Source organism: Curtobacterium sp. SGAir0471 (assembly GCF_005490985.1).
Lineage (GTDB): Bacteria > Actinomycetota > Actinomycetes > Actinomycetales > Microbacteriaceae > Curtobacterium.
In genome coordinates this window covers 398,769-422,925 of the sequence record NZ_CP027869.1, presented here as the reverse complement: position 1 = coordinate 422,925, position 24,157 = coordinate 398,769, and the positions used below count along the sequence as shown (strand labels likewise).

22 protein-coding genes are annotated in these 24,157 nt (G+C 69.7%); 13 read left to right on the top strand and 9 right to left on the bottom strand.

What is annotated here, in order from left to right; genetic code table 11:
• The first annotated feature begins 43 nt into the window (after positions 1 to 43).
• From C1N91_RS02085 to C1N91_RS02070, 4 genes are all read left to right on the top strand, one after another.
• Positions 44 to 2,764 carry an Ig-like domain-containing protein gene (locus tag C1N91_RS02085; RefSeq protein ID WP_137766398.1) on the top strand — a complete coding sequence of 907 codons (2,721 nt, stop codon included), beginning with the start codon at positions 44 to 46 and terminating at the stop codon, positions 2,762 to 2,764.
• Positions 2,765 to 2,861: 97 nt separating this feature from the next.
• A complete protein-coding gene (locus C1N91_RS02080) occupies positions 2,862 to 4,274 on the top strand; it encodes a polysaccharide biosynthesis tyrosine autokinase (protein WP_137766397.1) in 1,413 nt (470 codons plus the stop codon).
• Between the two features lie 26 nt (positions 4,275 to 4,300).
• Entirely contained in the window at positions 4,301 to 4,729 is a 429-nt protein-coding gene (locus C1N91_RS02075; RefSeq protein WP_137766396.1) for a DUF3060 domain-containing protein, read from the top strand.
• A gap of 81 nt (positions 4,730 to 4,810) precedes the next feature.
• Entirely contained in the window at positions 4,811 to 5,338 is a 528-nt protein-coding gene (locus C1N91_RS02070) for a serine acetyltransferase (RefSeq protein ID WP_137766395.1), read from the top strand.
• 11 nt (positions 5,339 to 5,349) lie between these two features.
• Here C1N91_RS02070 and C1N91_RS02065 read toward each other — a convergent pair whose 3' ends face one another.
• Positions 5,350 to 5,853, bottom strand: a complete 504-nt coding sequence (locus C1N91_RS02065) for an acyltransferase (RefSeq protein ID WP_254678304.1) — start codon at positions 5,851 to 5,853, stop codon at positions 5,350 to 5,352.
• Positions 5,854 to 5,949: 96 nt separating this feature from the next.
• On the opposite strand from C1N91_RS02065, the gene C1N91_RS02060 reads away from it, so the two are divergent.
• Genes C1N91_RS02060 through C1N91_RS02035 form a run of 7 tightly spaced genes read left to right on the top strand, consistent with a single transcriptional unit; the run spans position 5,950 to position 12,511 of the window.
• The gene (locus tag C1N91_RS02060; RefSeq protein ID WP_175415869.1) at positions 5,950 to 7,056 is read left to right on the top strand and encodes a glycosyltransferase; all 1,107 of its coding nucleotides are present in this window, start codon (positions 5,950 to 5,952) and stop codon (positions 7,054 to 7,056) included.
• Complete coding sequence (locus C1N91_RS02055) at positions 7,053 to 7,508, top strand: polysaccharide biosynthesis protein (protein ID WP_137766392.1); 456 nt, start codon at positions 7,053 to 7,055, stop codon at positions 7,506 to 7,508. The genes C1N91_RS02060 and C1N91_RS02055 overlap by 4 nt, the downstream gene beginning before the upstream one ends.
• Positions 7,505 to 8,029 carry a glycosyltransferase gene (locus C1N91_RS02050; RefSeq protein WP_137766391.1) on the top strand — a complete coding sequence of 175 codons (525 nt, stop codon included), beginning with the start codon at positions 7,505 to 7,507 and terminating at the stop codon, positions 8,027 to 8,029. The genes C1N91_RS02055 and C1N91_RS02050 overlap by 4 nt, the downstream gene beginning before the upstream one ends.
• The gene (locus C1N91_RS16560) at positions 8,026 to 8,904 is read left to right on the top strand and encodes a glycosyltransferase (RefSeq protein WP_175415868.1); all 879 of its coding nucleotides are present in this window, start codon (positions 8,026 to 8,028) and stop codon (positions 8,902 to 8,904) included. The genes C1N91_RS02050 and C1N91_RS16560 overlap by 4 nt, the downstream gene beginning before the upstream one ends.
• Complete coding sequence (locus tag C1N91_RS02045; protein ID WP_175415867.1) at positions 8,901 to 10,211, top strand: oligosaccharide flippase family protein; 1,311 nt, start codon at positions 8,901 to 8,903, stop codon at positions 10,209 to 10,211. The genes C1N91_RS16560 and C1N91_RS02045 overlap by 4 nt, the downstream gene beginning before the upstream one ends.
• Before the next feature lie 2 nt (positions 10,212 to 10,213).
• Positions 10,214 to 11,563 carry a hypothetical protein gene (locus tag C1N91_RS02040; RefSeq protein ID WP_137766389.1) on the top strand — a complete coding sequence of 450 codons (1,350 nt, stop codon included), beginning with the start codon at positions 10,214 to 10,216 and terminating at the stop codon, positions 11,561 to 11,563.
• 21 nt (positions 11,564 to 11,584) lie between these two features.
• Complete coding sequence (locus C1N91_RS02035) at positions 11,585 to 12,511, top strand: ankyrin repeat domain-containing protein (RefSeq protein ID WP_137766388.1); 927 nt, start codon at positions 11,585 to 11,587, stop codon at positions 12,509 to 12,511.
• Positions 12,512 to 12,625: 114 nt separating this feature from the next.
• Here the strand turns inward: C1N91_RS02035 and C1N91_RS02030 are convergent, their stop codons facing one another.
• From C1N91_RS02030 to C1N91_RS01995, 7 genes are all read right to left on the bottom strand, one after another.
• A complete protein-coding gene (locus C1N91_RS02030; RefSeq protein ID WP_137766387.1) occupies positions 12,626 to 13,822 on the bottom strand; it encodes a glycoside hydrolase family 1 protein in 1,197 nt (398 codons plus the stop codon).
• Between the two features lie 22 nt (positions 13,823 to 13,844).
• Positions 13,845 to 14,717: an alpha/beta fold hydrolase gene (locus tag C1N91_RS02025; protein ID WP_137766386.1), complete on the bottom strand. Its 873-nt coding sequence runs from the start codon at positions 14,715 to 14,717 to the stop codon at positions 13,845 to 13,847.
• Positions 14,714 to 16,501, bottom strand: coding sequence for an ABC transporter ATP-binding protein (locus C1N91_RS02020; RefSeq protein ID WP_254678303.1), 1,788 nt, complete (start codon positions 16,499 to 16,501; stop codon positions 14,714 to 14,716). Before C1N91_RS02020 ends, C1N91_RS02025 begins: the two co-directional genes overlap by 4 nt.
• Complete coding sequence (locus C1N91_RS02015) at positions 16,498 to 17,454, bottom strand: ABC transporter permease (RefSeq protein ID WP_137766385.1); 957 nt, start codon at positions 17,452 to 17,454, stop codon at positions 16,498 to 16,500. The genes C1N91_RS02020 and C1N91_RS02015 overlap by 4 nt, the downstream gene beginning before the upstream one ends.
• Positions 17,451 to 18,431, bottom strand: coding sequence for an ABC transporter permease (locus C1N91_RS02010; protein WP_058748536.1), 981 nt, complete (start codon positions 18,429 to 18,431; stop codon positions 17,451 to 17,453). Before C1N91_RS02010 ends, C1N91_RS02015 begins: the two co-directional genes overlap by 4 nt.
• Positions 18,428 to 20,236, bottom strand: coding sequence for an ABC transporter substrate-binding protein (locus C1N91_RS02005; protein WP_254678302.1), 1,809 nt, complete (start codon positions 20,234 to 20,236; stop codon positions 18,428 to 18,430). The genes C1N91_RS02010 and C1N91_RS02005 overlap by 4 nt, the downstream gene beginning before the upstream one ends.
• A 271-nt stretch (positions 20,237 to 20,507) precedes the next feature.
• Positions 20,508 to 21,611: a LacI family DNA-binding transcriptional regulator gene (locus C1N91_RS01995; protein ID WP_175415866.1), complete on the bottom strand. Its 1,104-nt coding sequence runs from the start codon at positions 21,609 to 21,611 to the stop codon at positions 20,508 to 20,510.
• Positions 21,612 to 21,816: 205 nt separating this feature from the next.
• Between C1N91_RS01995 and C1N91_RS16555 the strand changes: the two genes are divergently transcribed.
• Positions 21,817 to 21,972 carry a hypothetical protein gene (locus C1N91_RS16555; RefSeq protein WP_161968377.1) on the top strand — a complete coding sequence of 52 codons (156 nt, stop codon included), beginning with the start codon at positions 21,817 to 21,819 and terminating at the stop codon, positions 21,970 to 21,972.
• Positions 21,973 to 22,041: 69 nt separating this feature from the next.
• On the opposite strand, the gene C1N91_RS01990 is transcribed toward C1N91_RS16555, so the two are convergent.
• Positions 22,042 to 22,782: a GntR family transcriptional regulator gene (locus C1N91_RS01990; RefSeq protein WP_137766383.1), complete on the bottom strand. Its 741-nt coding sequence runs from the start codon at positions 22,780 to 22,782 to the stop codon at positions 22,042 to 22,044.
• 133 nt (positions 22,783 to 22,915) lie between these two features.
• Here C1N91_RS01990 and C1N91_RS01985 point away from each other — a divergent pair, with 133 nt between their 5' ends.
• Positions 22,916 to 24,070 (top strand): MFS transporter, encoded by a 1,155-nt coding sequence (locus tag C1N91_RS01985; protein ID WP_137766382.1) that lies wholly within the window; start codon positions 22,916 to 22,918, stop codon positions 24,068 to 24,070.
• Positions 24,071 to 24,157: the final 87 nt, after the last annotated feature.

Sequence of the window (24,157 nt, the reverse complement as noted above, 5' to 3'; positions counted from 1 at the left end):
CCGCTGATCCCAGCGGCCCGATCCCGAAAGACACCTCATTCACATGAAGTCATTCCTTCGAGCTGCGGCCGCGACCGGCGTCGCCGCAGCCACCCTCGCCGCGGGGCTGAGCATCGCACCAGCTGCCACCGCATCCTCGGTACCCAATCACACGCCCGGGACTGCAGGAGCGTCGTTCAAGCTCGTCACCGACATCCGCAACGGCCGCTACTACGCCCTCAGCGACGGAGAACTCTTCACCAAGTACGCCACACCGGAGGAAGCCGAAGCGTCGGCGTCCGTGATCCGGAGCGAGTACGCAGAGACGTCTGACGGCACGGACTGGTACCGGTTGTTCCCTACGCCGGACGAGTGCCTCACCGCCCAAGGCGGCACCGGTTGGGGTAAAGGCTACCTGGTCAACTCCGCGAGGGAAGGCGTCGCGTGCAACTCCGACGGGGGTCTCTGGGGCCTGGTTGACGGACGCCTGCGCGTACGTCACAACTTCAACGGCGACAAATGGGGTGTCTGGCTGACCTCCAGTTTCGACACCCTCAACGCCATTACTTACAACGCCATCATGTCGACGACCAAGCCATCTGCTGCGGACTTCGTCGGGCTGCCGGCTGATCTCGCTGGGGTTTCCGCCGACGTCGCCGACGTGAGTTTGGAGGCGGGGACGGCGAAGCTGGTCGATGGTGTCGCGCCGGAGGGCACGGACTACGTCGTGGTGTCGTGGACGGCTGCGGACGGTACGACGAGGACGAAGACCGTTCCCGTGAAGGAGGACGGCACGTGGTCGCGTGACCTGGACGGGCTGGCGCTGGGGAAGACGACGGTGCACCTCGAGGCGTTCTCCGGCGACGAGAGCGTCGCCGAGTCCGAGGTCGAGGTCGACCTGGCCGTGTCCGACCTGACCGCGACCGGCGAATTCAGCGCCGATGTCGACGAGGTCGCGCACATCACCGGTACCGCGTCGCCGAACACCTCGATCGTGGCATTCCACGGCGACCGGCCGATCCAGACCACCATGACCGACGCCGAGGGCAAGTACTCCCTGGCGATCAACCCGCCGAACATCGGCGGCCCGTACGACGTGCGCGTCGAGCAGCACATCCGCGGTGAGGTCGCATCGATGAGCGACGTGCAGCTCGACTACGGCGCTGGCGTGTCGATCTCGAGCCCCTCGAACGAGGACACCCTCGACCCGGACGAGGCCCTCGCCGTCCGCGGCCAGGCGCAGGCGGGCACGAAGCTCAAGATCTTCGAAGCCGGCAAGCCGGACCAGCCGCTCAAGGAACTCGTCGCGGGCACCAACGGGTACGCCACGGTCATCCAGGGCCTCGAGGACCGCGAGTACAAGCTCGTCGTGCAGGGCGTCTCGAAGGGGTACAACGTCACCTCCGCCGAGGTCACGATCAACCCCGGCAAGTCCACCGTGAAGCAGCCCACCGCCCAGGTCGGGTTCGACGCGGACGTGACGCAGAAGGCCGTGGTCTCCGGCGAGGGCGCCGAGGGCGCGACGATCACCGTGAAGGACGGCGCGAAGACCCTCGGGACTGCATCGGTCGCCGACGGCAAGTGGTCGCTCCCGATCGACCCGATCGGCCCGGGCCAGCACACCCTGACCGTCGAGCAGACCGGCATCGACGGCACACAGACCACCACCGCCGTTGCTGACTTCGGCGACGCCGTCGAGATCAGCGGCCCGACCGGCACCGTCACCCCCGGTGTCGTCTCGGTCACGGGCACCGGCCAGGACGGAGCCACGGTCACGGTCACCGGCGGTGCCGAGCCGGTCACCACGAGGGTCGAGGACGGCACGTTCTCGGCGGAGATCGAACTCGCACCCTCGGACTCCGCGAAGACCCTCACCGCTCAGCAGCGTTCGAAGGGAAACCTGAGTACCTCCGACTCGATCACGGTCACGCCCAACGGCGCTCAGACGCCTCAGGCGGTCGACATCACCGAGCCGTCCAGCCACACCTACAAGCCGAACCACGAGACCACGGTCAAGGGCACCGCGACCCCCTACGCGAAGATCGAGCTCCGCTTCCAGTGGAACGACACCGTCTACGGCACCGCGAAGGCCGACAAGAACGGCGACTGGTCGATCAACCGCGCCTTCGGCCCAGCTTCCACGTACGAGCTGACGGCGACGCAGACCCGCGTCGACGGCACCACCTCCGCGTCTACCAGATTCACCCTCGCGCCCGAGGACCTCACCAACAAGGAGGTCGTGATCGCGGGGCCGGCGGACCACCACTACACGCCAGGGGAACAGACCCGGGTCACCGGCACCGCCACCCCCTACGCGAAGATCGAACTCCGCTTCCAGTGGAACGACACCGTCTACGGTCGGGCCACGGCCGACGCCAACGGGAACTGGAACATCATCCGCTCCTACGGACCCACTGCGACCTACGAGCTGACCGCGACGCAGATCCGACCGGATGACTCCCGGTCGCTGTCGAACACGTTCACGCTCGCTCCCACGGGCGTCGACCTTCCGTTCTCGCTGACCACGCCCGCGAAGGAGTCGACGTTCGAGCCCGGCACGGACGTGCGCTTCACCGGCACCGGAACCCGCGGAGCGACGGTCACGGCCATCGCTCCGGCCTGGAACAACAACACCATCTTCCAGACGAAGGTCGATGAGAGCGGCCACTGGGAGATCCGGCGTTCGTTCGCGCCCGGGATCACGTACGACCTGACCCTCGTGCAGCAGCCCGCCGACGGGGACCCGACCAGCATCACCGGTATCCGCCTCACCCCCTCCAGCTGACCTCAGCACTCCACCACAAGGGCGGCGACTCCTCGAGTCGCCGCCCTTGTCATAGTATCTGATATACTAAAGAGACAACCCGACTTCGACCTGGAGCATGATGACGCTCTCCGACTTCCTCCAAACGATCCGCCGATCACTCGTCGTGCTCCTCGTGGCGACGCTCCTCGGTGGCGGTGTCGGCGCGCTCACTGCCGCCGTGAGCACGCCGCAGTACCGTTCGACCGGCCAGGTCTACGTCTCGGTCCAACCAGGAGCTCCTGATGTGAGCGACCTGGCACAGGGGAACAACGCGGCGCAGCAGAAGGTGAACTCCTACGTGCAGGTCATCCGGAGTGCGAGCGTGCTCCAGCCCGTGATCGATGAGCTCCGACTGGACACTACCGCGACCGAACTCGCCCGGAAGGTGGTGTCCACCACCACCGTCGACAGTGTGCTGCTGAACATCTCCGTGACTGACGAGGACCCCGAAGAGGCAGCCCGAATCACCGCCGCCGTCATCTCCAGTTTCTCCCGCGTGGTGACCGAGAACCTCGAGAAGCCGACCGACGGCGGCGCCTCACTCGTCCGGATCGAGACCGTGCAGCCGCCGCTCGCTCCCGAGGAGCCGAGTTCACCAGACCTCGTCCAGTACGTCACGCTCGGGCTCGCCTTCGGGCTCGCACTCGGGGTCGGAGGAGCTCTCGTGCGGCAGACACTCGACTCCAAGGTCCGGACCCGAGACGACATCGCCCGGGTGACCTCGGTACCGGTGCTGGGCACGATCGGCTTCGACGCAACGGCGACAACCAGTCCGCTCGTGGTCCACTCTGACCCGCGCAGCCCGCGAGCGGAGTCCTTCCGCTCCTTGCGGACGAACATCCAGTTCGTCGAGGCCGATGCGCAGCGGCGGAGCTTCACCATCACCTCGGCGCTGCCTTCGGAGGGGAAGTCGACCACAGCAGCAAACCTCGCGATCACCATGGCCGAGAGCGGCGCGAGCGTCGTCCTCGTCGACGCCGACCTCCGGCGCCCCCGCATCGCCCAGCTCATGGGCATCGAGGGAGCAGCCGGACTCTCCGACCTCCTCATCGGGAGGACCGAGCTCGATGACGTGACGATCCCCTGGGGACACGGCAACCTCTCCGTCCTCCCGGCGGGTCAGATCCCACCCAACCCGAGCGAACTCCTCGGGAGCGATGCAATGCTCGCGTTGATCGACCAGCTGACCACCGAGTTCGACTTCGCGATCTTCGACGCGCCTCCGCTCCTCCCGGTCACCGATGCGGCCGTCCTCAGCCGTCTGACCAGCGGCGCAGTGGTGATCTCATCCGTCCGTCGAGTCTCCCAGAAGCAACTCGCCGCAGCGCTCGATGCACTCCGGAGCATCGGCAGCAAGACGCTCGGAATCGTCATGACGATGGTCCCCACCAAGGACCGCGGATCGTACGACACGTACTACGCAGCCGATACCGATTCCCACGGCGCCCCCGAACAGGGACGTCGGAGCCGCACACCGCGGACTCCCTGACCCGATCTCAGAGAAGGAGAACACCCATGAACCGCATGACCGCCCTCACTGTCGCGCTTGCCATCACATCGATCGTCTCGCTTGCTGGGTGCAGCAACAGCGCAGACCCGGACAAGGCCGCTTCCCCCTCCCCGACGAGGACGAGCGCCGCCAACGAGACGGTGTACAACACGTGCGTCGACGGTCTCGCGACGATCGACGCGGCACACTTCACCGCCGAGAAGCCACTCGACCTCGGTGACTGCACCCACGTTTCCGTCCTGGGCGCCGCAAAGGACGGATCGACGATCACGCTCGGCGCGGTCGAGGATCTCCTGATCGAAGCGAGCGGTGCCACCATCCACGTCGACAGTGCGAAGAGCATCACGGTGCCCGGCTCGGACAACACCGTGCAGTACTCGGGCGAAACCGCTGTCCAGGACCTCGGCCAGGGCAACACGATCACTGCACGCTGATGTCGCGCAGCACTGGTCGGGAGCAGGACGACCCTCCCGACCAGTGCTGCCTTCACCACAGAACGCCCTGACGGAGGCAACATGAGGTACATCGAGTCGCTCCGTACCCTGCAGTCCGAACTGCGGGACGACCGAGCGGCGAACGCTGGCCGCTCGGCACGGACACTGCTCTGGCTGTTCCGCGTCGCGGGGGCTACACAGGCGCTACCCTCGGCACTCCGCTTCCTCACTGCTCCGATCCGCGCGGTGTACCGATCGGTGTCGACGACGCTGCTCGGAGCCGAGATCCCGCTCGGCACCCGGATCGGTCCTGGGCTGGCACTGCCGCACCACCGCGGAGTCGTGCTCCACCACGCGGCAGAGATCGGTCCAGGGAGCACCCTCCGACACAACGTCACGATCGGCGTTCGTCGTTCCGGTGAGTCGACTCCGAAGGTGCCACGCCTCGGACCGGGCGTCGATGTCGGCGCAGGAGCGCAGATCCTCGGCGATGTCGAGATCGGCGCAGGAGCGCGGATCGGGGCCGGTGCGATCGTGTTGTGCGACGTCCCCGAGGGTGGTGTCGCAGTGGGCAACCCCGCGCGGGTCATCGGTCCGAGCCGGCGGTAGTCGGCGTCGACTCATCGCCGGAGCGGCCGGTGCCCCTCAGCGATGGATGCGATCCGCTCCGCAGCGGTTCGCCCGCACTTGTCGTCCTCAGCCGGCCAGGTCTCGATCTTCGCAAGGAGGTCGCGCGTCCGACCGATCACCCTCGCGGGCACGCCCCCGACGATCGAACCGTCCGGCACCGACTCAGTGACGACCGCTCCCGCGGCGACCACGGAGTCGGAACCGATCCGGACACCTGGCATCAGCGTGGCCCGGGCCCCGATGAAGCATCGATCTCCCACGCTGACCGGAGCGTACCGGTACCGACGGCCCCGCTCGTCCCGGTACAGCCAGCCGGTGCCGTCGTGGGTGACGAAGAGCACGTCGACGGAGATCGTCGTGTCGTTGCCGATGGAGACCATCGAGTACTCGGATGCGACGCGGCAGGAGTAGATCCGGCAACCGGTCCCGACCGCGACGCCCAACCGCCGGGCCGCAACGTCACCCCCCGCAAGGCGTGACACGACGGCGAACACCCAGGGCCGGGGGATGCGGAGCGATGCCCGATTGCGCATTGAATTCCTCTCGCGTAGAGTTAATATATAACATCCTAGATGACAACGAAGGGCCGCATGTCTTCCTACATCTTCGTGCAACCGCACCTTCGCTTCGGCGGCGCCGAACGCCAGACGGTCAACGTCGCCAACCGACTCGCCGAGAACGGCCATCGTGTCACCGTGATCCTCCATTCGGGTGGGGGTGGCCTCGTTCCGCTACTGCGCCCGAACGTCGCCGTGCTCGTCCTCGGTGTCGAGAGCCATGCGGCGACCGTCGACGTCGCACGTCGGTTGCACGCAGTCCTCCGGGCACTACCGCGATCGCTCGTCATCGTGAAGCTCTGGTCGTCGATCCTCGCGTGCGCCATGATCGACCGATCCCGATCCGTCGCCCACCACGTCTTCAACTACTGCGAGGACCTCGACCCGACCGATCACGCCGAGTACATCCGCTTCGGCCGGCTCAAGCAGCGCCTGATCGGATCCGTCTTCCGCGCTCGACCGCTCCTGTCCGCCAACACGCACACCGTCGCCGACGCCATGACCGACGTCTACGGTCTCGACCACCGCCCTGCCGTCATCCCGAGCACGGTCGACCCTGTTGCGATCCGATCGGCCGCGGCGGCGTCCCCGTGCGAACGCGACGACGCCTTCACCGTCGTCTCGGTGGGCAGCCTCATCCGCCGGAAAGGGCTGGACGTCACGCTCGCAGCCCTCGAAGGCCTCGGCGTGCCAGTGCACTGGCGCGTCGTCGGTGCAGGCCCGCTCTCCGACGAGCTCGCTCGGTACCGCGATCCGAGAGGTCTCCTCCGAGTGTCTGTCGAAGGCGCTCACGCCGAGCCGTACTCCTTCATCGCCGCAGCCGACGTGCTCGTCCACAGCGCTCGGAGCGAAGCCTGGGGGATCGTCCTCCTCGAAGCGCTCGCTGTCGGGACGCCGGTGCTCGCGGCGAGCACCATCGGACCGTCGGAGATGCAGTCGCTCCTCGGGGTCCGGAACGACCTCCTCGAACTCTTCGAGAACGGATCCGCAGCAGACCTGCAAGCCCGTCTGCGCGCACGACTGCACACGCCACGGCCAGCACTCGACGACTGCGACGCCTACATCGAACCGGTGACGCTGAACCACGCGGTCACCCGGTGGGAGCGACGCGCACACGACCTCCTGGAGTCTCCGGCATGACCAACATCCTCTTCGTCTGCAGCAGTGGCGGTCATCTCGACCAGCTGCTCGCACTCCTCCCCGCGCCGGACGGCACAGACGTCGCCATCGCGACCTTCCTGAAGCCCGACGCGATCGCCAAGATCGCCGGGCACCGGACCTACGGCCTGCACTGGCCGACGAACCGGAGCATCACGGCGCTCGTCCGGAACCTCGCGATCGCCGCGCGGACGCTGTACCGAGAACGACCGGAGATGATCGTCAGCAGCGGAGCGGCCGCAGCGGTGCCCTTCTTCTGGCTCGGGAAGGTGTTCTTCCGGACGCGCACCGTCTTCATCGAGTGCGTCGACCGGATCGACAACCCGACGCTCACCGCGAAGTTGGTCCGTCCGGTGACGGACTGCTTCATCGCCCAGTGGGACGGTCAGCTCGCGGGGTTCCCGCGACGCGAACGGGTGGGGGCCAGCCGATGAGAGTACTCCTCACCGTGGGTACGCACGAGCAGCCGTTCCAACGCCTCCTCGACGCCGCACAACAGGTACTCCTGACCCGACCGCACGACGAGTGGGTCGTCCAGTACGGTGTCGGCGCCTGGACCTGCGGCCTCCCGAACGTCCGTGCCGCCGCTGACTACCTCGACGCGCCGAGCATGCAGACCTCCCTCGCGTGGGCCGACGTGGTCGTCAGCCAGTGCAGCCCCGGCACCGTCTTCGGCGCGCTCGCGGCGGAAGCCTGGCCCCTCGTCCTCGGCCGGCAGGTCGCGTTCGACGAGCACGTGGACGACCACCAGGTCCTCTTCGCGCAGGAGCTCGACCGCGCTGGGCTGGCCCTCGATCTCCGGGCCGCAGGACGACTCGCTGCCGCTCTCGCCGAGGAAGACCAGCAGGACGGCACCGTCCGGCGGCGACGGTGCCGTCTCGCAGCTGACCGATCTGCCGAGAACGCCACGCGCTTCCGGGCCGACGTCTGGCGCATCCTCCGGAGCGTGGCATGACGCTCGCTCCTCGTGCATCCTTCATCCGCCGCGCGGCGATCGCCGCGCTGGTCTCCGTGCCACAGCTCTGCCGTGCCGCGATCTACCTCGTCAGGACGCGTCCAGTGACCGGCTCCGCACCCGTCGTCGTCTCGCTCACCTCGCACGGCCGACGTCTCCGCTCGGTGTCGCTGGCGATCGAGTCCATCGTGAGCGGAAGCGTGCGGCCTCAGCGCCTCGTCCTCTGGGTCGACGACGAGGCCGATCGCATGCGCGCGCTGCGCTCCCGTCCGCTTCGTCGGCTCATCGCCCGTGGTCTCGAGCTGCGAGTCGGGGAGCCGGTCGGTCCGCACGGCAAGTGGTGGCCGTACGTGCAGTCGGAGGAGCACCACACGCTCCCACTCGTCACGGCGGATGACGACGTCCGGTACGGCCGCGCGTGGCTTCGAGTGTTGCTGGATGCCCACACCGCGGCACCGGACACCGTCCACTGTCACCGCGCTCACCAGATCGTCCTCACAACAGACTCGACGCTGGCTCCGTACATGACCTGGCCGCCGTGTCGGAGCACCACCCCGTCGCATGCGTCGTTCCTGACCGGCGTCTCCGGGGTCCTCTACCCGCCTGCGCTCCTCGACGCTCTGCGGGCCGACGGCGCCGGTTTCCGGGAGACCGCGCCGCACGCCGACGACGTCTGGCTGACGGCTCGGGCGATCGCGCACGGCGTGCGTGTCGCGCAGGTCGACGCCACCCCTCGGGTCTGGCGGACGATCGTCGGCGGACAGCGGTCGGCGCTGTCACGGAGCAACGGGACGGATGGGGGCAACGACCAACAGATCGCGGCGACCCTGACGCCCGACCTGCTGCAGATCGTGCGCGCCGAGACCAGCCCGTGAGCGCCCGCCGACCGATCACGGCGAGCACCCTCGTCCTGGTCGTGGGCAACGTCTTCCCGCCGGCCGCGACCTTCGTCATGGCTCCGTTCCTGGCACACTCGCTCGGTGTCGACGGTCGAGGAGAACTCGCTGCCGTGACGGCACCGTTCCTCCTCGCGCTGTCGATCGGCACGTTCGGCATCCCCGACGCCGTCACCCAGACGATCGCCTCCGGCCGTCGCGTGGCACGATCCGGGTGGTGGCTCGCCTGGCTGCTGCTCACCGTCGGCGGGATCGCGGCACTGGCTGCCGTAGGGGTCGCAGCGCCGGTCATCGTGGGGAGCGATACCGTCGACCTGACCGCCCTCGTGACCGTCGCCACGGCTGCCACCACCCCCGCACTCTTCGTCGCGCTCCTTCGTGGTCGTGCGGCCGGTCGTCATGCCTGGGGCTTCGTGACTGCCGAACGGATCATCGCAGCCAGCGTCAAGATCTCCGGCACACTGGTGCTGGCTGCAGTCGATCGTCTCGATCTCCCCGCCGCCGTCGCCCTCGTCGCGATCTCCCCGATCGTCGGCGGCCTCGTGTACCTGTTCATGCCGCGCGCGACCCCACCCAGCGGCAGCGCGACGGTGGTGCAGGCGATCCCGATGCTGAGCTTCTCGCTCCGCAGCTGGCTCGGCTCTGCGGCCGGGGTGCTGCTCATCCGTCTCGATCAGCTCCTGGTGCTCCCGCTCGCGGACGCCGAGCAGCTCGGGCTCTACGCTGTGGCGGTCAACGTGGCAGAAGTCCCCTCGATCGTCACCAACGCGGTTCGTGAGGTGATGCTCTCCAGTGATGCGCAGGAAGCAGACGATGTGCGGGTGCCCCGGGTCGCTCGGTCTGCGTTCGTGCTCGCCGTCACGATCGCGGTGCCCCTCGGGATCAGTGCACCGCTCTGGGTCCCGTTCGTGTTCGGCGGCGCGTTCGCCGCATCGGTCCCGGTGATGGCCGTGTCGATCGTGGCCGTCGTGATCGGTGTACCGGGCTCGATCGCCGGGAGCACCCTGACCGCCCGCGGGGGACCCGAGCTGCGCAGTATGAGCATCACGGTCGGGTGCATCGCGAACATCGTCTGCCTCGTGACGCTCGTCCCGATCCTCGGTGCCGTCGGGGCGGCGACGGCGGCGCTCATCGGCAATCTGCTCTCGAGCAACGGCAGCGTGCGTGGGGCGGCTCGCCTCACCGGCGCTCGGACGCGTGACTTCTACGCCGTCCGTCCCACTGACGCACGGTACCTCGCCACCGAGACCATCCGGCTCGTCCGACGGAACCTGATCAGGAGTTGACCGTGGAGCTGCTCCGTTTGGCAATCTGGGTCGTGTTCTGCCTCGTCGTCGTCACGACGCAGCAGTCGCGGCCGGTGGTGACCCTCTCCGCCGTCATCGCACTCCGCCTCCTCGTCCCGTCCACGGCCGGAGGACTCCTCGTCGGCGCCTGGGAAGGGAACGCCGCACTCCATCCAGCAACGATCCTGGTCATCGTGCACTGCGTGTTCGGCCTCCGTAGTCAGTGGAGCAGCGTGGCCGCCGAGGTGCCACCGCGCCGCGGTTGGTACGCAGGCCTGGTGGTGGTCGCGTTCCTGCTCGTGGTGCAGGCCGTCGTCGGGAGCGGGCCGACGTCGCTCCTCGGGCTGACCAACGCCGTCCTGGCACCGATGCTGTTCTGCTTCGTCGCGCGCACGAGCGAACGGGCCGTCCCCGGGACCCTGCGCCGACTGGCCGTGGTCGTCATCGGGGTGATGCTCGTCGTGGCTGCGGTGGTCGTCATCCAGGTCGTTCTCCGATCTGACCTGCCGTGGGGACCGGTCGGTGGTCGCGGGGCCGTCGGAACCGGCCAGTTCCGCCCTCGGGGGACGCTGGACAGTCCGCTCGACCTCGGGTTCGCCGCTGCTGTCGCCATCCCGCTGGCCTCATTCGTCCGTCGCGCCCCGATCCGACTGGTCGTCGCGCTGGTGCTCCTGAGCACGGTCGTCCTCACGGCGTCACGAGCGCCGACCGCGGTTGCTCTCGCCGGGACGCTCTGGGTCGTCGTGCGCTCGACACGTTCCTTCGTCGCGGTCCTGACGATCGTCATCAGTGGTTGTGCAGCGGTGCTCGTGGCCGTGCGGACGTCACTGCTCAGCGGTCTGGTCGAACGAGTGACCGGCGACGACGGCAGCTCCGCCTCAGCACGGGGAGCGGCCGCGCGGTACATCGTCGAGCACATCTGGGACCACACGTTCATCGGCGGCGGCTGGGGCGCAGCGTGGCAGCTCAAGGGAGCCGTCCTCCGCACGAGCCTCGAGAACTCCTTCGCGATCCTGGCATTCGACCTGGGGCTGATCCCGGTGGTTGTCTTCGTGCTCGTCCTCCTCCGTCCCTCGTTCGACAGGTCCGCGCCCGTCGGTGCTCGTCTCGCCGTCGTGGTCGGAGTCTTCCTGGGCTTCTGCTACTCCGGGTTCGCGACGATGTCGGCCGCGTCCACGGTGCTCTGGCTCGCGGTCGCGCTGTGCGGACAGTGGTCGGCCCGAGCAGCGCAGGAGTCGGGCCCTCCTCTGGAGGACGTGCGACGCCCTGATCCGCACGACGCGCACCGCGGTGTGGTGTTGGCCGAGGACGCGCTCGTCCCGCGCCGCGAACGCGACCGCGTCGTCGATTGACTCGTCGGTAGGCTCGACCCCGTGCGATGGAGTCGAGTGGGATGGCCCGGAGTCGGGTACGTCTCCCTCGAGGACGTCGAGGGCTACGCCGAGCACCTCGCCCGCCTGGTCACCGACGCACCGCCGTCCGTCGCCGCCCTCGCGTCCGTGACCTGGAACGAGGCACGCATCGCCGACTGGCAGGTCACCGCGACCCCCGACGGCGACGCGGCGGGCATCGACGAGGCACCCACGCACACGGCCCGGATGGTCGTCGTGGTGCGGACCGACGAGGTCCTCGACACCCCGGACGGCCTGTGGCGCCGCTGGAACCACGCCCGCGTGACGCTCACCTTCCACCGCGCCGTGCTCGAGCCCGAGGACACCGCACCGCTCGCCGTCACGGCCGGCGACGTGCAGGTCTCCCGCGGCGAGATCGCGCACGTCGACGCGGACGTCTGGGAACTCCGGCTCCTGCTCTCCCCCACCGGCGAGCTCGCGGTGCACTTCCGTGACGTCGTGATCGAGGTCCGTCCCGTCGCCGAGTCGGCGTGGTCCGAGCTGCAGGAGCGCCCCGCCCACGGCTGGCACGGCCCGGTGCCGGACGGTTGGCTCGAGTGGGCGGCGCCCGCGGTGCGCGCCGCGGGTCACGGGGACGTCGGGGGGCTCTCGCTCGAACTCGACGGGTTCGGCGCGGACCCGACCGGCATCGACGAGGTCGATCCGCGCTGGGGCTTCGCCCCGCTGCACGCCGCCGCCTGGTTCGACCGACGCGGCACCACCGAGGCACTGATCGAGCGTGGGGCGGACGTCACGGTGCTCGACGCCGAGGGCCGCACGGCGCTCGACCTCGCCCGCGAGCGCGGCTCCCGCAAGGCGGAAGAGGTGCTGCTCGCCTGGTTCGACGCGCACGCCGTCGGTGAGGCGTACTCGGCCGACGACCCCTCCAGCGACGAGGCGACCCGCTGATCGCGTGACCCACGGCGGACGGGAGGCGCGGTACCAGCTGGCACCGCGCCTCCAGACCGTCACGGGGTCGCGACGGTCACCACGCGTCAGTCACCACGCATCAGTCACCACACGTCAGTCGCGACGCGTCTCGAGTGCGTTCGCCTGCGCGATCCTGCCGTACCAGCGCGCCGAGTCCTTCGGCGTCCGCGCGAAGGTCTCGCGGTCCCACGCGACGAGTCCGAACGTGGGCCGGTAGCCGGACGCCCACTCGTAGTTGTCGAGGAGCGACCAGTGCTGGTAGCCCAGGACCTCGATGCCGTCCTCGATGCAGCGGTGGATCCCCTCGAGCGCACCCTGCGTGTAGGCGACCCGGCGGGAGTCATCGGCGGTGGCGATGCCGTTCTCGGTGATCATCAGCGGGACGTGACCGGAGAGTTCCCACGCGCTGCGGAGTCCGTCGGCCGAGGCCTCGGGGTAGAACTCCCACCCGGTCAGGGTCGTCTCGCTCGTCTCCGACACGGGTAGCGGACCGGAGGGCCCGATGAACGTGCGGGTGTAGGCCTGCACGCCGAGGAAGTCGTCGCCCGCCGCCTGCTCGAGGTACCAGTCGTCGCGCGGGTACCCGTACTCGCGGAGCATCTCCTCGGAACCGGGCTCGCCGTTCGCGCGGAACGCCTGCGTGGCGATGGTCCAGCCGGACTGGATGCCGGGGACCTGTGACAGGACCTCGCGGGAGCGCCGGTGCGACGCGAGCAGCTGGTCCGCCACGTGCAGGTCGGGGTTCGGCAGGCCGTACGCGACGAGGTTCGCGGCGTCCTCGCCCCCGGCGAGCATCGCGGCGATGTTCGGCTCGTTGATCGTGCAGACGTAGCGGACGCCGTCCTGCACGACCGGGAGGGCAGCCTCGGTGTAGCGGGCGAACAGGTCGGCCGCGTCGTCCGCGCGCCATAAGCCGTCGCGCTCGAACCAGCGCGGGACGGTGAAGTGCATGAGCGTGACGATCGGCTCGATGCCGGCCTCGTGGCACGCCTCGACCATCCGGCGGTAGTGGTCGACCTCGGCGCGGGAGACGTACCCGCGCTCGGGCTCGATGCGCGCCCACTCGATGCTGAACCGGTAGGAGTTCAGGCCGAGGTCGGCGGCGATGCGGATGTCCTCGCGGTAGCGGTGGTAGCTGTCCGCGGCGTCGCCGGAGGGCTCGACGATGGTGGTGTCGGGTTCGTGCTCGTGCACCCACCAATTGCTGTTGACGTTGTTGCCCTCGATCTGGTGGGCGGCGGTGGCGGCACCCCAGAGGAAGCCGTCGGGGAACTGCAGCGTGGTGATGATGGGTCCTTTCAGTGCGCCGGCGTCAGTGCGCCGACAGGAAGTCGTCGAACAGGGCGATGGTCGCGCCGGGGTTCTCGACGTGGGGGCCGTGGTAGCTCGTGGGGATCACGTCGTAGCGGGCGCCGGTGTCCTCGGCCATCTGCCGCTGCCACGGGATCGGCCAGGCACCGTCCCACTCGCCGTGCGCCACGAGGACCGGGAGTCCGGTCGCGCGGAGCTCGGCGGACGAGTCGGTGTGGTCCTCGAGGATGTGCCCGCCGGCGACGACACTCAGCGGGCTCGTGGCGTCGAAGCGGTCGCGGACCATGCGGACGTCGTCGGGCAGCTCGTCGTCGGGACGTCCGGCCCAGAGCGGGTTCGTCGAGTCGAACAGCTGCCGGAGGTTCCCGCCGGTGTCGTGCAGGATCGTGAGCTCGGTGACCTTGCGGTAGGGCCAGCCGTACGGGCCGGAGCAGAACTGCACGACGCTGCGGAACGACCCCGGCGAGGCGATGGCGGCCGCTCGGGCGATCACCCCGCCGAGCGAGTGCCCGATCAGGTGCACGGGCGCCCCGTCGTCGAGCAGGGCCGCGACCCGGACGACGTCGGCCGCCTCCTCCTCGAGGGAGTAGTCGGACGGGCTGCCGGGTACGGCGGAGTCGGCCTGGCCGCGGCGGCTGATCGCGACCGCGGTCCAGCCGGCCTCGCGCAGCAGGGGCATGAAGGTGCGCCAGTCCTCCTTCGACCCGGTGTACCCGGGAACGACGAGCACCACACCCTTCGACGGTCCGTCCGGGACCACGCGGTAGGCGGTGAGCCGACCGACGGGCAGGTCGATGCCGACGACGTCGACCCCCTCGGGCGTGGGCAGGTGGCCGAAGGGCGCGACGACGGGGAACTCGTGGAGGGTGCTCATGCCAGCAGCGTCCTCCGCGGGTTCGGCACCGCGTCCAGCAGCGCGACCGTGTAGTCGTCCTGCGGGTGCTGCAGCACCTCGGCCGTCCGGCCCCGCTCGACCACGGCGCCGTCGTGCAGCACCATGATGTCGTCGGTGATGAGTCGGGCGCTCAGTAGGTCGTGCGTGATGTAGAGGAGCGAGACGCCCCACTGCTCCCGCAGGTCCTCGAGCAGCGCGAGCACGCCGGCCCGCAGCGTGACGTCGAGCATCGAGACGGGCTCGTCGGCGATGATCACCTGCGGGTCGCTCGCGAGCGCCCGGGCGATGACCACGCGCTGCCGCTGCCCGCCGGACAGCTGGTGCGGGAGCTTCTGCGCGAACTGCTCGACGGGCGTCAGGCCCACGGTCTCGAGGATCTCGAGCACCCGCCGACGGGCATCGCGCCCGCGGAGTCCGGTGTAGTTCGCGATGGGCCGGGACAGGATGTACTCGACGGTGTGCAGCGGGTTGAGCGCGGCGTACGGGTCCTGGAACACCATCTGCACCTCGGAGCGCAGGTCCTTCAGGCCCCGTCTTCCCAGACGAGCCACGTCGGTGTCGCCGAAGCGGACCGTACCGCTGGTCGGCTGCTCGACGCCGGTGAGCATCTTCGCGATGGTCGACTTGCCCGAACCGGACTGGCCGACGAGGGCGAGCGACTGCCCGGGCTCGAGCGTGAACGAGACGTCGCGGACGGCCTGCACGGGCTGCTCGCCGCGGCGCGGCGCCGGGTACGTCTTGACGAGGTGGTCGACGACGATCGGGTTGCGGGCGGCGCTGCGTTCGCGGGAGCCGACGGTGCTGAACGACGAGGTCGTCTCCTGGCGGGTCGTCGAGGGATCGCGGAGCGACCGGTCGGGGAAGCCCGGCAGCGACACGACCGAAGCGCGGGGGTCGGCGTAGTGCGACAGCAGCATCTTCGTGTAGTCGTCCTGCGGGTCGCGGAGGACCTCGAGCGACCGACCGTCCTCGACGATCCGCCCCTCGTGCATGACGAGCACGCGTTCGGTGGCCTCGAGCACGATGCCGAGGTCGTGGCTGATGAGGATCGCCGTGAACCCCTCGGAGCGCTGCAACTCGATGATCGTGTCCATCACGGCGTGCTGCACGAGGACGTCGAGGGCCGTGGTCGGCTCGTCGAACACCATGAGCTGCGGTTCGAGCGAGAGCGCGAGGGCGATCGAGACGCGCTGCCGCATGCCGCCGGAGAGCTCGCCGGGGTAGCGCGCGAGCATCGTCTCGGGCAGCTTCACCTTGCCGATCAGCTCGCGCATCCGGGCGTCCCAGCGCTCGCGCGGCACGTGACCGTGGGCCCGGAAGACGTCGACGAAGTGGTTGCGCACGGTCCGCACCGGGTTGAGCGCGTTCATGCCGGACTGCAGCACCATCGCGAAGCCGCCCTGACGCTGCTGGCGGAGGGCTTCGTCGTCGAGGTCGCGGATGTCGCTCCCGCCGAAGACGATGCTGCCGCCGTTGGTCCGCGCCGGCGGCTTCTGCAGGCGGGTGAGCGCGTAGCCGAGGGTCGACTTCCCGGAGCCGGACTCCCCCACCAGGCCGACGAACTCGCCCTTGCGCAGGCTGAACGACACGTGGTCGACGGCCTGGACGGCCGTCTGGCCGGCCGACTCGTAGACGACCGACAGGTCGCGGACGTCGAGCAGGACGTCCTGCGTGGCGCGCGTGGCGTCGGCCTGGAGGCGCGTGGCGGCGCCGCCACGAGCCTCCAGGCCGTCGCTGGTCACGTCGGGTGTCTGGCCGCTCATGCTGCTGCCTCCTTCTTCCGGCGCGCGCCCTCGCGCAGCCGCGGGTTGGACACGGCGTCGACGCCGAAGTTGATCAGGGTGAGGCTCATCGCCAGCAGGGCGATGCAGAGACCCGGCGCGAACAGCAGGATCCACTGGCCGGTGAGCAGCGCGTTCGAGTTCTGCGCCCAGTAGAGGATCGTGCCCCAGCTGACGATCGACGAGTCACCGAGGCCGAGGAACTCGAGGCCCGCCTCGGCGAGGATCGCGCTCGTCGCCGCACCGAAGAAGCTGCCGACGATCAGGCTCGTCATGTTCGGCAGGATCTCGCGGAAGACGATGCGGGTCGCGCCGTCGCCGGAGAACTGCGCGGCGGTGACGAAGTCGCGGCTGCGGAGGGACTGCGTCTGGCTGCGGAGGACACGGGCGCCCCAGGCCCAACCGGTGACGACGATCACGGCGATGATGACCGTGATGCCGCCGTTCTGCAGGTAGGCCGCGATGACGATCATGAGCGGCAGACCGGGGATGACGAGGAACAGGTTCACGATGAACCCGATGACCTCGGCGACCCAGCCGCGGATGTACCCCCAGCTCAGGCCGATCGCGACGGCGACGAGCGTGGACAGGAAGCCCGCGACCGCGCCGACGAGCACGGAGACCCGGGCGCCGTGGATCAGTTGGGAGAGGACGTCCTCGCCGGCGGCGGTGGTGCCCATCCAGTGCGCCCAGGTGGCGTCGGCGTTGCGCGCGAAGCCGTTCTGGCTCGCGCCGTAGGGGGCGAGGAGCGGTGCGGCGATCGCCACGAGGACGAAGAAGGCGAGGATGCAGATGCCGACGCGGGCCTTGGTGTTGCTCCAGACGACGCCGAACTGGCGGGCAGCGGCCTGCAGCTTGCTCGGGGCTTGTTGGCCTTGCTGCTGGCCCGGGTCTTGCTGCTGGGTCCGTACTGCGACGGTTGCGTTGTTCGTCATCGGCGCGTCCTCGGGTCCAGGACGCCGTAGAGGACGTCCACGATGAAGTTGGCGATGAGCACCGACACGGTGATCATCAGGAAGAGGGCCTGCATGAGCGGGTAGTCCTGCCCGATCACGGCGTTGAACAGCAGGTAGCCGATGCCCGGGTAGCCGAACACCTGCTCGACCAGCACCGAGCCGCCGACCACGCCACCGAGGGCCAGGCCGAAGCCGGTCAGGTTCGGCAGGATCGCGTTCCGCGCGGCGTACCGGACTGCGACCGTACGGCCGCGGAGGCCGTTCGCCTCGGCGAAGGTGACGTAGTCGTCGCCGAGGGTGTTGATCATCGCGTTGCGCATGCCGATGATCCAGCCGCCGAGGCTCGTCACCAGGATCGTCACGGCGGGCAGGATCGCGTGCCGCAGGACGTCGGCGATGTACGTGCCGTTCCAGCCCGGGACGCTCGTCGCCGACGAGGCGCCCGTGGTCGGGAACCAGTGCAGGACGTAGCCGAGGAAGAACAGCAGCAGGAGCGCCGTCCAGAAGTACGGGAACGTCGACATGAACGAGCCGGACAGGGTCGGGAGCGAGTCGAGCCAGGTGCCGCGCTTCCACGCCGCCGCGACGCCGATCAGGGTGCCGATCACGAACGCCAGGATCGTGACCGTGCCGACGAGCACGAGCGTGTACGGCAGGGCGCGGCCGACCAGGTCACCGACGGGCTGCGGGTAGAACGTGTAGCTCGTGCCGAAGTCGAGCGTCACGACCTGGTGCAGGTAGCTGACGTACTGGTCCCAGAGGTTGCCGCTGGGGACGCCGAGCTGGGCCTCGATGGCCTTCTTCGTGGCGTCCGTGACGGGGCCGTTCTGGCTGAGCTTCGCGAGCGCCGCGTCGGACGGGCTGCCCGGCATGAGTCGCGGGAGCACGAAGTTCAGCGTGACCGCAGCCCAGAGGGTCAGGACGAAGAGGACGAGTTTCTGGAGGATGTACTTCACTTGCCTGCCTCCTTCGTCTGCGTCTTCTGCTCTTCGAGGATCTGCTTGCCCGCTGCGCTGTCACGGAGTCGGAGCTTCGTGAAGATGAGCAGCGGTGCCGAGTCGTAGTTCTGCGGTGCCATGTACGGGTCCTGGGCGCTCGGCCACCCGACGAACTTGCCGGTGTTGAACAGGCCCCAGAGTCCGCCGTAGTACATGCCGATCACGGGCAGGTCGTCGTACACGATCGCCTGCAGCTGGTTCAGGATCCGCTGCTGCTCGGCCCTGTCCGTCGTGGCCTTGTACGCGTCGAGGAGCCGCTGCGTGTCGGCGTTCCGGTAGCGCTCGAAGTTGTTCACCGTCGACTTGCCGACCGGCTGGTAGAAGTCGCTCGACAGCAGCGAGTTGTAGGCCTGGAACACGTCGCCGTTCCCCATGCCGCCCATCGCCATGTCGAACTGCCCGTTGTTGATGTTCTGCTGGTAGCCGGCGGGCTGCGGCGCCTGGATGTCGACCTTGATGCCGATCTTCCCGAGGTCGCGCTGGACCTGCTGCGCGGCGCGGAGCCAGTCCGAGTAGCCGTTCGCGGTCATGAGCTTGATCTCGAGCTGCTTGCCGTCCTTGACGAGCTTGCCGCCCTGCCGGATGTAGCCGGACTTCGCGAACTCGGCCAGGGCCCGGTCGGTGTCCTGCGCGATCATGCCCTCGTCCGGGATCGACGGGTCGAGGTACTGCTCCTGGTTCGGCAGGATCAGGCCGGTCTGCCCCGCGGCGCTGAGGTTGCCCTCGGAGGCGGTCTCGGCGATGTCGTCGCGGTCCAGCGCGTACGAGATGCCCTTGCGGACGTTGACGTCGCTGTACGGCGCCTTCGTCAGGTTGGGGATGAGGCCGATCACACCGCCGGCCGGGAACCACCACGTGTTGTCCGGGGACGCCGCACCCCAGGTGCCCTTGACGTCGGAGATGAACGAGTACGCCCAGTCGTAGCCGCGCGTGACGGTGTCGAGCTGCGTGTTCGTCGCGGGCAGGATCAGGTGCTGGATCGCGATCTTGTCCGCCTGCCAGTACCGCGGGTTCTTGTCCATCGAGTACTGCTGGTCGGAGTAGTTGCCGAGCACGAACGGGCCGGTACCGACGGGGTCCGGGTCACGCCAGGTGGTGGGGTCCTCGACCTTCCCGTAGTGGTGCTCGGGGAGGATGTACGTCGCGCCGATGATGTTGAGGCTCGGCACGTCGTCGCTCTTCAGGTGGAAGAGGACGTGGTCACCGTCCCGCTCGATGCGGTCGATGTGCTGCCAGGCGCCCTTGATGTCCATCGCGGGGAACTTCTTGAGCAGGTCGAACGTGAAGAGGACGTCCTCGCGGGTGAACTTCGTTCCGTCGGACCACTCGACGCCCTTCCGGATCGTCATGTCGATGGTCTTCGGGTCCGGCTGGCTCCACGAGCTCGCGAGCCACGGGGTGCCCTTGCCGTCGAGGGGGTTGATCTCGATGAGGGGCTCGTACATCCACTTGCTCGCGGTGCGGGCGTTCGAGATGTACGGGTTGAAGTTGCGGTCGAACAGCGGGTTGCCGCGGTCCGCGTTGATGAGCATCGTGTCCTTGCCGATGCTCGGGTCCGGCTGCGAGCGGACCTGGATGCTGCAGCCGGTGGCCACGAGGGCCACGACCGCGAGTCCGGCGATGGCGGCGGCGATGCGGCCGCGGCGTCGGGCGGGAGTGCGCGGTGGCGTCGCCAGTGCCGGTGCCGGTGCCGGTGCCGGTGCCGGAGGCTTGCGCCGTCCGTCCGGGCGCGGGTCGCGGTGCCCGCGCGTGCGCTGTGCCATGCGCTGTGGGGGAAGCGTCATTGCTCGGTCGACCTCCGTGTCGAGTGGGTGCTGCGCCTAATGTATGCGCTTACATCACCTCGTGCAACACTCGGATTGCGTGCCGGGGCGGCACGGCCCGACGCCGCCCGCGAGTGTTCCGGTCGCACGACACGCCGCCCGATCGCCGCACGGACGGCGAGTCGTGCGACCGCAGCGGCGACCGGCAGCATGTCGCGCGACCTGAACCAGGGACGGGCCAGCGACCGGCACCCGGCAGCTGGTCACCCACCTACAGCGCCGGCGGGCAGCTCTCGCGCAGCAGCACCTCGACCGGCAGTCGCACGGCCCGTGGAGGCCCCTCGCGCCGCTCGAACCGGTCGACGATCGCCCGGACGGCAGCGCGTCCGAGCTCCCCCATCGGCTGGTGCACCGTCGTCAGGGGCGGCGCCGAGAAGCGCCCGGCGTCGATGCCGTCGAACCCGGTGACCACGACGTCCTCGGGGACCCGCAGTCCCCGCGCTCCCGCCGCGTCGAGCACGCCCAGCGCGGACTGGTCGTTCGAGCAGATCACCCCGCGGGGCACGTCCCCGCCGTCGAACAGCACCGATGCGAGCTCGCGAGCGCGGGCCCTCCCGAAGTCGCCGTGCACGACCCGCACGTCCGACACCGCCAGGTCGTGGTCGGCGAGCGCCTGCCGGAAGCCCGTCGACCGTTCCATGTCGTCCGGCGAGTCGATCGGCCCCGCCAGGTAGGCCAGCGACCGGATCCCGAGTCGACCGATCACGTGCGAGGCGAGCGTCCGCATGCCCGCGGCGTTGTCCACGCTCACCGAGTCGAAGCCGTGCGAGCGCCGGTCGTCCGCGAGCACCACGACCGGGATGCGTCGGGCGACGTGCTCGAGCAGGTCGTCGGGCACCGTCTGCGCGAGCACCGCGAGGCCGTCGACGCGACCGGCGACGTCGTTCACGATGACGTCGCGCGAGGACCCTCGTCCGGCCGCCACCATGAGCGCGAGCCCCCGCTGCCACGCCTCGGTCTCCGCGCCGCGCAGGACCTCGTCGAAGTACAGGTTCGACGAGAACGGCTGGGTGACGTGCCGGCGGTCGTCGACCACGCGGACGCCGCCGTCGGTCACGAGGTCGGGTCGCTCGTCCGGCACGACGTCGAACCCGGGCAGCAGCAGACCGACCACGCCGGTCCGCTTGCCGGCCAGGGCCCTGGCATTGCCGGACGGCACGTAGCCGAGGGTCCGGATCGCCGCCTGCACCCGGTCGCGGGTGCCCTCGCGGACCGCGTCCGGCGTGCGGAGCACGCGGGAGACGGTGGCGATGGAGACGCCGGCCTCGGACGCGACGTCGTAGACCGTGGGAGGTGCGGTGCGCTGCGCGCCCATGCCGTGCCTCCCGTCCGACGTCCACCCGGCCGCGGTACCGGAGCGCGGCCGGACCATCCTAGGCACGAGGGTGCCTGCGACTTCTCCACAGGCCAGCGGAGACCCTTGCGTTCGCCGGACAGGCGGGCGCAGACTGTTGCGACCTCAGAACGTCCCGTGAGGAAGCGCACCACGACGGTGCCCACACACACAGGAGGAACTCTCGATGTCCCAGCAGACGCGGTCCGGCAGCAAGCACGCCATCCGACTCACCACCGACGAGGCCGAGGTGCGTGACGCGCTCCTCGACCACACCGAGCACGGGGCGGCATGGGCCACCCAGGACATCGACGGATCCGAGGAACCCACGACCAGGGCCTGACCGGCCGGGAGGCACCGGTCGAGTCCGCCTCGTCGGTCCGGCCGGTGCGGCCGGGTCGGTGCGGCCTCGTCAGTGCGACTGGGTCGCGGTCGGCTCGGCGTCGCCGAGCAGCTCCGGACTCCCGACGATCGCCATGCCCGCCCCGCGCAGGCGCCGCCGCTCCTGTGCGATGAACGCGAGCAGGCGGTCGTTCGTCCCGGCGACGTGTGCTGCGAGCAGTTCCGCGGCCCGGTCGGCCTCGCCGGAGCGCACGGCGTCGAGGATGGCGCTGTGCTCCTCCCACGCGGCTTCGCGGGCCTCGGCGGTGCGGACCTCGATCCACCGTGTCCGTTCGAGCCGGGTGAGCGCGTCGGCGATGGCGTCGGTGACGAAGCGGTTGCCGCCGAGCGCCGCCAGGTCCAGGTGGAAGGTCGAGCCCATGCGGATCCCGGCCTCACGGTCGGGCGTGCTGCGCAGCTGGTCGAGGTGCGCACGGACCTCGTCGAGCTGCTCGGCCGAGGCACGCTCGACGGCGAGACGCGCCGCGGCGGGTTCGAGCACGCCGCGGAGCTCCGCGAGGGAGGCGATCTCGTCGAGGTCGATCGGCGTGACCGTCCACGTCCGCCCCTCGTGGAGGATGAGCCCCTCGCGCTCGAGCCGCGACAACGCTGCGCGCACGGGGGTTCGCGACGCGTGGAAGCGCCCCTCGAGCCCGCGCTCGGAGATGCGCTCGCCTGGGGCGATGTCGAGGGTGAGGATCGCCGCGCGGAGGTTGTCGTAGAGCTGGCTCGTCTGCGACACGGGCGCGGCGGTCTCGGTCGTCTCGGTCACGGCGGACCAGCGTAGTGCAGATCGACGGGTGTTGGTATACCGTCCTGGTACACCAACCACTCCCGATCGGAACGCCGTGCCCGCGCAGACCTCCACCGCAGCTCCGGCCGTCGTCCCTGGGAGGGCGTGGACGATGCTCGCGCTCGGCGTCGCCGCACAGGCCGCCGGGACCCTCGTGGTCTCCGCACCGGCGCTGCTCATCCCCCACCTGTTGGCGCAGGGGATGCCCTTCGCGTCGGCGGGCTTGTTCGCCGCCGCGCCGACGATCGGCCTCGTCCTCACCCTGATCGCGTGGGGCGCGGTGACCGACCGTGTCGGTGAGCGCGTCGTCATCGCCGGCGGACTCGCGCTGACCACGCTCACCGTCGTGGCCGCGTGGGTCATGGCCGGTGACCCGCTGCTGCTCGGGCTCGCGTTCCTGGCCGCCGGGATGACGAGCGCGTCGACGAACGCGGCGAGTGGACGGGTCGTCGTCGGGTGGTTCCCGAAGGAGCGGCGCGGCCTCGCCATGGGCATCCGGCAGATGTCGCAACCGCTCGGGGTGACGCTCGCCGCCGTGACGGTGCCGCTGCTCACCGAGACGCACGGTGTCCGGACGGCCCTCGTGCTGCCGTTCGTGCTGTGCGCGGTGCTCACCGTCCTCTGCGCGATCGGCATCGTCGATCCGCCGCGACCGGTGCGTGGGGCGGCGACGACGTCGACCCCGGGCACCTCCGCGAACCCGTACCGGGCGTCGGGCTTCCTGTGGCGGGTCCACCTGGTGTCGGTGCTGCTCGTCGTGCCGCAGTTCACGCTCTCGACGTACGGCCTGGTCTGGCTCGTGGGGCTCGGCTGGTCGACACCGGCGGCGGGACTGCTGGTCGGGGCCTCGCAGTTCGTCGGGGCCGTGGGCCGGATCCTCGTCGGCGCGTGGAGCGACCGCGCGGGATCCCGGGTGGGGCCGCTCCGGATCGTCGCCGTGGCGGCGGCCGCGGTGATGGGGGTACTCGCGCTCGTCGACGTGTCGCACTGGGCACCCGCAGCGGTGTTCCTCGTCGTCGCCACGAGCGTGACCGTGGCGGACAACGGGCTCGCCTACACGTCGGTGGCCGAGGCAGCGGGGCCGTCGTGGTCCGGGCGGGCGCTCGGTGCGCAGAACACGGGGCAGTTCCTCGCGGCGAGCGCCGTCGGCCCCGGAGTCGGCGCGCTCGTCGGGGTGCTCGGCTTCGCGGCGTCGTTCGCGATCGTGGCCGCGCTGCCCTTGCTCGCGCTGCCGGTCGTCCCGCGCGCCGACGTCTCCCACGACTGACGCCCGGCGAGCCTCGGAAGCGAGGGCGCAGGGCTGGACCGCAAGACGCAACGTCGGCGACTCCTCGTAGAGCTGTACCGCTGCGAG